This is a genomic window from Bacillus mycoides, from assembly GCF_001757995.1.
GTDB classification, from domain to species: Bacteria; Bacillota; Bacilli; order Bacillales; family Bacillaceae_G; genus Bacillus_A; species Bacillus_A mycoides_B.
In genome coordinates, this window is sequence record NZ_LXLV01000104.1 from 1 (window position 1) to 6,745 (window position 6,745).

The window sequence follows — 6,745 nt, forward strand, 5'->3', positions numbered from 1 at the left end:
ATTATATTCATATTTAATATAATTAGGAGCTATCTTTGTTATACTATTAATAACTTTTATCCAATCTTTTAATACCGAAAAATATTTACCATTCATACTAACTGTATTTTTATTTGGTTTCAAAGGATTTTCCAGTATATCAGGAAATTCAAATATTTCTTCCCCATATGAAGATAGGCCCATTAACTTCCCTTCATTATGCCTCCCTAAACCTGAAAATACAGTTAATGCTTCATAAAAAATACCTAAAGAATGTTCCAACGGGTATTTTTCTAGTACTTCTATTATATTACCTTTTCCTTTTGCTATCGTTATTGATTCTTCTTCTCCACTTCCATCAATAACTATTATGGTAGCTTCGTTAAATCCCGAACTAAAGAACGCACCAGAAGCATGTGCCAAATGATGAGAACACATATGAATTTGAGGATCTTTATCTCTCTTAAAAATTCTCTTCGGAAAAATCTTTTCAAGACATTCATCTTTGTTAAGCTTCTTTGAATACTTCTCAAAATATAATTGTTCTACATCCCAGCCCATAACAATATGATCTACTTCATTTGGAGTAATTTCAGCTTCCTTTAAACAATAAGCTATTGAATTATATGGAATTTTATCTAATGCCTTTTTTTGACGAATAAATCTTTCTTCTTCAGCTGCAGCTATTAATTTACCATTATAAAATAAACACGCACTTGCATCATGAACATCAAAGTCCCACCCATTGACTCCTAAAACATACATTATTTTACCTCGCAGTTATTTTATATTTTTCTTCTAATCTCATAATATTCTTGCGGAAAAAGGGTTGGTTTATCTATTAATCGTACAAAAACCAACATATCTGTTTGAATATACAAATTATTAAATGTATCTTTAGAAAAACCAATGCCTTCTAAGTCCTTTTTTATTAATTCTTCATCAATGTAAGGCTCTTCAGCCACTTTATAAGAACTTAAATCGTGAATAATTTCTTTTAAATAAAAACCTAAAGATGTCAAGAAATTCTGCAAATAAACCGCCCTATTACCTAATCTTTTAACACTTATATTTAAAAAAATTAAATCACCCTTTTGACCTTTTAATAATTCATTAGCTCTATTTAGCCACAAATCTAACCCTCTACCATCATCTATAGGGTCACAATGTATTGCATCATACTTATTCCTTAAATCTTCCATAACTTCATTTCTAACATCAAAATTATAAAACTCAATATCATTGTTTGCATGTTTAAAATATTCAATCAGTTCTTCGTCAATATCTCCTACACCTATTTCTCTGTTTTTATATTGTTTAAGGGCCAAACTTGTATAATCATCATCTCCGCAAAAAAAGATATTTTTATTAGATGATAACTCTTGATTTATTATTTCAGCTCTCCTCAACGAACTATCCCAAGTAGCTTTAAATTGAGCATATTTTTTTTTGTTTATTTTATTCTCATATCCTGTATTAGGAAAAGGGGTTGGCTCATATAAAATACCACTTGTTAATTCTTGTGAAAACCTTATTTTATTTTCTATAATTTCAACTAAATTTCTTTCTCTTAATACTTTTAATAATCTTAAAGCCAAACTTAAAGTCCCAGTTATTTTGACTAGATCATCTAAAGTATCTACAGTATTAATGGACTTCCAAATTATAAATTCGAATTGTTTCTCACTAATTTCATACCATTTTTTCCAAAAATTCAAAAGTACCCCTCTGTTTTTTAATTTTGGTACTTTATCTAACTCTTCTTCATAGTCTAATTCAATAAATCTTTGATATAATAAAATAATCTTATTTTCTTTCATACTGTATACCCTACCTTAAAAAAAGTTACATATACAGTTAAACTGCATATGTAACCTCCTTATTTTAAAACTTAACCTAATGTCTTGCCTGCACGAATTAGTAAATCCTCTTCATCTAATTCAAGATCTTCAAGCTCTAGCATTTCTTCATGAATATATTCCTTTTCCATTTCACATTCCCCCTTATATAGATAATTGTGTAATTCAAATATTTGCAACAGAGCTGCACCACCAATATTAGCATAAAAGTAGAATTTTCTGATTAATAAATAAATAATATTTGTAGATAAAATTTATTCAGAAAATTAAGTAAAATTTTTCCTGATAAAACAATACTAGGAATAATTATGGGTATTTATATTATTTTAATTTTTATATTAGGATTTTCAAAAAAACTAGTATAGAGCCTTTTTTTAGAGATTTTTGTCGATTTTCTTTTTTATAAATTTTTCAAAAAATGTTTATTTTCGGGGGTTATTGGGGGAGGTCTATTTTGTAAGGGCACGGCAATTTGAAGTGCCTCCCATAAATTAGACAGGTTATTTCATTAGGTAGCTTTTTGGGTTCTGGTGCAAAAATATTAGTTAGAAACATAGAGTAGCAATTTTCTCTTCATTTCTATCTTATGAAGCTAAGCCAAACAATTTATGAATAAATTCTTTCTGGTTTTGGACAGACTTTTCCGGTAAAACAAGTTGCCCTTTTTGGTTCTGCTGCAAAGTTTGAAAAAGCATAAACAGGTTGGTAAATGAGGAACAATGTTTAGGAAGTAGCTAGTAATTGTTGAAGTTCATTGTACGTTGAAAAGGCGGAGTCTCTTTGAAGACTTCGCCTTTGTTTATATAGGGCATGAATGGTTTCGATTCCTTTGATTGTACGTGAAGCATGACGAAGATTTTGAAATGCTTAACGGTGCAATGTTTCGTATGCACATAAAAACCGTTATTTTTCAGTTTTTTGAGCGCACAAAGTAGGGCTGGAGCCTTGTCTGTTGTGAGAACCGTTGGTTCTCCAAAAGTTTTCACTAACCTTTTCATAAACATATAGGCGGCTTGATGATCCCTTGTTTTACGAAGTTGGATATCCAAGGTGTACCCTTCTCGATCAATCGCACGATAAAGATAACACCACTCTCCTTTGACTTTGATGTAGGTCTCATCTAAATGCCATACGAAATGTGCTGATTTATTTTTCTTCTTCCAAATTTGATAAATTAAATCTCCATATTCATGAACCCAACGCACGATGGTTGTAGGATGAACCGATATTCCACGTTCTCTCAAAAGTTCAGATACATCGCGATAACTTAAAGAAAAACGACAATAGTAGCCTACGGCTACCAAAATAATACCTTTTTTAAATTGTTTTCCTTTAAAGTACCCCATGTATCATTCGCCTCATCTCAATTTCCCTACAGTTTAGCTCAGCTCAAAAAACTTTGCAACAGAACCGTTTATATAAATTTTGATTTCAATTAAAATATTTAGTTTCTTTGTAAAGTTCTATTGTAGATTGTTTAACTGAAAAACAAAAAGAACTTGTAGAAATCACTACAAGTTCTTTTTGTTGCTCTTACAAATACGAAAATATCCCTTTTAGCAACCAGTCATTTTCCGTTGCGAATTTTATCCCTCTTAATAAAAATCATAATATCTTTTTAAAGAAAGTTTAGATTTAACCCCCATATAGTGACCCCTATGAATACATAAAAAAGGAAGAGAATTTTAAAAATCCTCTTCCTTTTTTATGTATTCATTAGCTGTTTAGTATATCGAAAAATGATGTAGAATTTATCTATTCTATTATAACAGTATTAAGCATGATTTTAAGATGAAATATTGCATATTAAAATGTATTGATATGAGTTAATGCACTTAATATAATGAGAGTATAAGATTTACTACATCATAATATTAAAAGGAGGAAATGATTATGGAAATCGCAATGGCAGTTTTAAAATTCATAGGTGGAGCAATTCCATTGGTTCAAGAACTTTTAAAAACATTTATGTAAGTTTATTACTCCGCATTTATTTATAGGAATTATCAGACAAATGATCTGTATATCAAAGATAAATTGATGTGCAGATCATTTGTCTGATAAAACTTTAAAAAAGAAAAAGAGTCCCATAAATCATAAGGGATTCTTTTTCTTTATGTGTAATTATGGCTGTACCCCATGCCCATCAACCTAACAGAACAGGTTGCCCCAAAAACGATAAAAATGAACTTCGTTGCTATAAAAAACAAAAAATTTTCGTTAAATGGGAACTTCAAAATGTTAACTTGATGGGCTGAACCCCTTATTCCCCCTTATCGAGGGGGGATTAGTGTTCATATATATATTAATTATGAACAAAATTCACCTATTAGTACTTAAAATATAGGTGGATTATTGCTTAGAAATAAATTTGTAATTGCTGGTGATTTTTATCTAGTTTACTGTAAAAATCACTATAGAAAGAGAGAACAGGATTGTAATGGTAATAAAAATAGAAGAGATATACCAAGAGATATTGGACAGTAAAAGGAACAGATTTCCCAAAGGTACATGGAGTGATGATCAAGATAATAATCTAGCAAAACGTGTAATCAAGTATCTTATAGAAAAAGTTTTAAAGTGGGATAAAAAAACAATTCTTAAGAGTTGGAAATCCCAATTAATTATTAAATATAAATTAGGTGGTTTACTTAGCGTTAAATATCATGATAGCCCATATGTAATGATAAGTGATGTTTATCCGAATTGTTTTAAAGAATGGGAATTTCAAATGACACCTAGGAACTATTGGACAAAGGAAAAGGCATTGGAAGCATTAAAATGGACGATAGAAAAAAAAGAAAGGTTAACAGATAATAAACTATTGGAGGTTTATAATGTTCGGTGGTTATCTAATCATAATTTGAGTTCGCCTTGCCAAATTTTTTGGGGAAATAGTCCTTACATAATGATAAATGAATTATATCCAGACCATTTTAAGGAATGGGAGTTTAAAAAAACTCCTAGTCGTTTATGGACAAGAAAAAAAGCGTTGGAAGCATTAAAATGGACGATAGAGGAAAGAAAACAAATGAATAATGAGGAGATAAGAAAAAAAATTAGTGTAATTTGGTTTTCAGAAATAGGCTTAAGGACCCCATTGGAGAGATATTGGAATGATAGTCCATTTAGTATGATAAATGAGTTATATCCTGGATGTTTTAAAGAGTGGGAATTCCAGAAAACACCTAAAAACTACTGGACAAAGAAAAAGGCACTGGGAGCATTAAAATGGACGATAGAGGAAAAAGAAAAGTTAACTAATGAAGAACTTATAAAGGTCTATAGTAGAAGATGGATGATTAATCAAAGGTTAAGAACCCCATTAGATAGATTTTGGAAAAATAGTCCATATGCCATGCTACACGAGTTGTATCCAGGGAAATTTAAAGAATGGGAATTAAATAGGGCCCCTCGTGGATTTTGGACAAAGGAGAAAGCATTGGAAGCATTGAAATGGACGATAGAGGAAAAAGAAAAATTAACTAATGAAGAACTAATAAGGGTGTATAGTAGAAGGTGGATAATTAATCAAGGGTTAAGAACCCCCTTAGATAGATTTTGGAATAAGAACCCACATGCCATGTTAAGTGAACTATATCCCAATTAATTTATAAAAAAGGCTCTGTTGCAAAGTTTTTATATAAACAAAAAAATCCTAATTTAGTAGGTAGAGTTTATGCAATTTTGAATAGTTTCTCTAATTTATTGTACGTCGAAAAAACGAAGTTTGGTTGTTGCAAACTTCGTTTTTGTTTATATAGGGCATGAATGGTTTCGATTCCTTTGATTGTACGTGAAGCATGACGAAGATTTTGAAATCCTGCGGATTTGACAAAACGTCGCTTGATATGTCTATGGTCCTGTTCGATGAGATTATTGAAATGCTTAACGGTGCAATGTTTCGTATGCACATAAAAACCGTTATTTTTCAGTTTTTTGAGCGCACAAAGTAGGGCTGGAGCCTTGTCTGTTGTGAGAACCGTTGGTTCTCCAAAAGTTTTCACTAACCTTTTCATAAACATATAGGCGGCTTGATGATCCCTTGTTTTACGAAGTTGGATATCCAAGGTGTACCCTTCTCGATCAATCGCACGATAAAGATAACACCACTCTCCTTTCACTTTGATGTAGGTCTCATCTAAATGCCATACGAAATGTGCTGATTTATTTTTCTTCTTCCAAATTTGATAAATTAAATCTCCATATTCATGAATCCAACGCATGATGGTTGTAGGATGAACCGATATTCCACGTTCTCTCAAAAGTTCAGATACATCGCGATAACTTAAAGAAAAACGACAATAGTAGCCTACGGCTACCAAAATAATACCTTTTTTAAATTGTTTTCCTTTAAAGTATCCCATGTATCATTCGCCTCATCTCAATTTCCCTACAGTTTAGCTCAGCTCAAAAAATTTTGCAACAGAACCGATTTAAACCACATTTTGCAATTAATATTAGAGAATTCTAATCAAAAAATCGTAGGAATTATCAATTCCTACGATTTTTATTATTGAATATTTTTCCAGATTGGCCCCTCATACCCGGAATCGTTTCCGTACCCCGAGTTGACAAATAGCTCAAAAAAAGAACCCAATTAATAGGTTCTTTTTTTGTTGCTGATTATTTTTGTTCTAAAATACGTTCAATCTCATCTATGCCTAATTTACTGGCTTTAGCAATCGTTTCAAGTGGTACACCAAGTTCATGCATACCTTTAATCATCTGTATTTTTCCTTGCTGAACCCCTTGCTGAACCCCTTCTTGAATTCCTTCCTTTTTCCCCTCATTACGAGCATGAGCAAACTTTGCAGCCTCATCCATTAAGGCCTTTTCTCTTGCTTCATATGCTTGACGGAAAGAAGAATCTTGACTCATACGTTCCCACTTATTCATTGCCCTAT

4 protein-coding genes and 2 pseudogenes are annotated in these 6,745 nt (G+C 31.4%); 1 reads left to right on the forward strand and 5 read right to left on the reverse strand.

Annotated features, from left to right (window positions below):
* The 3 genes and pseudogenes from BWGOE10_RS28705 to BWGOE10_RS28715 all read right to left on the reverse strand — a co-directional run.
* The coding region (locus tag BWGOE10_RS28705; protein WP_321969985.1) for a carbamoyltransferase N-terminal domain-containing protein at positions 1 to 744 on the reverse strand (744 nt) is incomplete at its 3' end.
* A gap of 20 nt (positions 745 to 764) precedes the next feature.
* Positions 765 to 1,799: a bis-aminopropyl spermidine synthase family protein gene (locus BWGOE10_RS28710; protein WP_070146078.1), complete on the reverse strand. Its 1,035-nt coding sequence runs from the start codon at positions 1,797 to 1,799 to the stop codon at positions 765 to 767.
* Positions 1,800 to 2,561: 762 nt separating this feature from the next.
* A pseudogene (locus BWGOE10_RS28715) lies at positions 2,562 to 3,184 on the reverse strand (IS6 family transposase).
* A gap of 1,094 nt (positions 3,185 to 4,278) precedes the next feature.
* On the opposite strand from BWGOE10_RS28715, the gene BWGOE10_RS28725 reads away from it, so the two are divergent.
* Positions 4,279 to 5,448, forward strand: a complete 1,170-nt coding sequence (locus BWGOE10_RS28725; protein ID WP_070145835.1) for a DUF4046 domain-containing protein — start codon at positions 4,279 to 4,281, stop codon at positions 5,446 to 5,448.
* 67 nt (positions 5,449 to 5,515) lie between these two features.
* On the opposite strand, the gene BWGOE10_RS28730 is transcribed toward BWGOE10_RS28725, so the two are convergent.
* Positions 5,516 to 6,205 (reverse strand): IS6 family transposase, encoded by a 690-nt coding sequence (locus BWGOE10_RS28730; RefSeq protein WP_070168292.1) that lies wholly within the window; start codon positions 6,203 to 6,205, stop codon positions 5,516 to 5,518.
* A gap of 259 nt (positions 6,206 to 6,464) precedes the next feature.
* A pseudogene (locus BWGOE10_RS28735) lies at positions 6,465 to 6,745 on the reverse strand (Rpn family recombination-promoting nuclease/putative transposase); the annotation flags it as partial.